Below are 2,585 nucleotides of genomic sequence, written 5' to 3'. Positions count from 1 at the left end.
ATTAAAGGAAAATGAAAGCATAGCAGCTACTGATTTTATTCAAGGAACTACTAGTTGGCATAGTAAATTAGGTGATAAAGCAGATGTAATAAAGATATTTTAAGTAAATTACAATTGTGCTTATGATAACTTAAACTATTATTAGAGAATTATCATAATTTTTTTAAAGCTTTATTAAGATAATTTCAATTAATATAAAATATATAATAATTGATTGAGCTTAAAACAATAATAAAAGAATATAAAAGACGGTGTGCGAAGATATATAAAAGGTAATATAGAAGATATACAAAGGGTAATATAATAGAAAACTAAAAAATAATATAACAAGAAAGTAAAATAGGAGGAAAAAATGATACCAGGACTTAAAGAGAGTTTGTTAGGATTAATAAACGAAAGTGCATATAATCCTCTAAAAAAGGAAGAATTAGCAGAAATTTTTGATATACATTCATCAGAAATGCCGATGTTCTATAATTTTTTAGAAGAATTAGAGGAAGATGGCTATATATGTTTTACTAAGAAAAATAAAATAGTATCACCAAATCAAATGGGATATTTTGTTGGTAAATTTACATCACATAAAAAAGGCTTTGGATTTGTAGAATCTGATGTTGAATACACACAAGATTTATTTATCTCAAGTGACAATATAAATGGAGCTATGCATAATGATAGAGTTATGGCAGAGATAGTTGTACCTGCAACTGAAGAAAAAAGAGCAGAAGGAAGAATAATAAAAATTATAAAGAGAGAAATAACTAGAATAGTAGGTACTTTTCAATCAAGTAAAACTTTTGGATTTGTAGCACCAGATAATAAAAAATTTACTAAAGATGTATATATACCTAAAAGATACTTTAGTGGAGCAGTAGATAATGATAAGGTAGTTTGTGAAATTACAGTATGGCCACAAGAAGATAGAAAACCAGAAGGAAAGATTATAGAAATACTGGGTCAAAAAGGGGAAAGAGGAGTAGAAATAGACTCTATAATAAGAGAGCATGGTCTTCCAGAAGAATTTCCTAAGAAGGTATTGCAAGAAGCAGAAGCTGTAGCTGTTGAAATTCCAGAAGAAGAGGTAAAAAGAAGAAAAGATTTAAGAGATTTAAACATATTTACTATAGATGGAGATGACGCAAAAGATTTAGATGATGCTATATCAATAGAGGTATTATCTAATGGAAACTTTAAATTAGGAGTTCATATAGCTGATGTTACACATTATGTAAGAGAAAAAAATAAATTAGATAAAGAAGCTTTAAAAAGGGCTACATCTGTGTATTTAGTAGATAAAGTAATTCCAATGTTGCCAAAGACTCTTTCTAATGGAGTATGTAGTTTAAATCCATTTGAAGACAAATTAACTCTTTCTATATTTATGGAAATAGACCATAAGGGAAATGTAGTTAAGCATGAAATATGTGAATCTATAATAAATTCAAAGGCTAGAATGACTTATACAGAAGTATCTGATATATTAGAAAAAGATGATGAAAAGCTTAAAAAGACTTTTGAACATGTTGTAGATGATTTTAAGAATTCTGAAACTTTGGCTAGAATTCTTATGTCAAGAAGAGAAAAAAGAGGGGCTATAGACTTTAACTTCCCAGAAGCAAAGATAATTCTAAATGGAAATGGAGAAGTTGCAGATATAAAACCATATGAAAGAAGAATTTCTAATAAAATAATAGAAGAGTTTATGCTTATAAGTAATGAAACAATTGCTGAACATTTTTACTGGATGGGTATACCATTTGTGTATAGAATACATGAAACACCATCTCTAGAGAAAATGGAAGAATTGAGTAAGTTTATATCTACATTTGGATATACAATAAAAGGTGATAAGGAAGAAGTACATCCAAAAGCATTACAAGGAATAATAGAGAAGATAAAAGGCAAAACAGAAGAAGGAGCAATCAGTACTATAATGCTTCGTTCTTTAAAACAGGCTAAATATTCACCAGAATGTAGTGGACACTTTGGGTTAGCTGCTAAATTCTATTGTCATTTTACTTCACCAATAAGAAGATATCCTGACCTTCAAATTCATAGAATAATAAAAGAGTCTTTAAATAATAAGATAAATGGAAAGAGACAAGAACAACTTACTACTATAGTAGATTATGCATCTGTTCAATCATCTGAAAAAGAAAGAAAAGCAGAATTGGCGGAAAGAGATGTACATGACTTCTATAAGGCTCTTTACATGAAGGATAAAGTTGGTCAAGAGTTTGAAGGTGTTGTATCTAGTGTGACTTCATTTGGTATATTTGTTGAATTAGGTAATACTATAGAAGGATTGATAAGACTTGCAAATATGAATGACGACTATTATATTTATGATGAAAGTTCTTATAGTGTGTTAGGTGAGAGAACTAAGAAGTCATATAAAATAGGTGACCTTGTTAAGATAAAGGTTGAAGGTGTAAATGTAGACTTTAAAGAAATTGATTTTGAGATAGTTGAAAAGATTGAAGAATAAATAAAATATAAAAAATAAGGTTTAATATTTAAAAATAAGAGTACGCAGGGAAAAAATTAATATCCTAAAATAAAAAAATACAGAAATATTTAAAAGT

The 2,585-nt window shown here is 28.1% G+C and carries 1 protein-coding gene; it reads left to right on the top strand.

Annotated elements, in window-relative coordinates; all coding sequences use genetic code 11:
• The first annotated feature begins 352 nt into the window (after positions 1-352).
• Positions 353-2,488, top strand: coding sequence for a ribonuclease R (gene rnr / locus KGF50_RS21120; RefSeq protein ID WP_227849881.1), 2,136 nt, complete (start codon positions 353-355; stop codon positions 2,486-2,488).
• The last annotated feature ends 97 nt before the right edge of the window (positions 2,489-2,585 follow it).

Origin of the sequence: Clostridioides sp. ZZV15-6598, assembly GCF_020657705.1 — a bacterium.
Lineage (GTDB): Bacteria > Bacillota > Clostridia > Peptostreptococcales > Peptostreptococcaceae > Clostridioides > Clostridioides difficile_F.
The sequence above is the reverse complement of the archived record's forward strand: the minus strand, read 5'-3'. Positions and strand labels throughout refer to the sequence as shown.

Bases quoted from the DNA above. Each gene is read 5' to 3' on its own strand.
- rnr (WP_227849881.1), top strand. From the start codon at position 353: ATGATACCAGGACTTAAAGAGAGTTTGTTAGGATTAATAAACGAAAGT.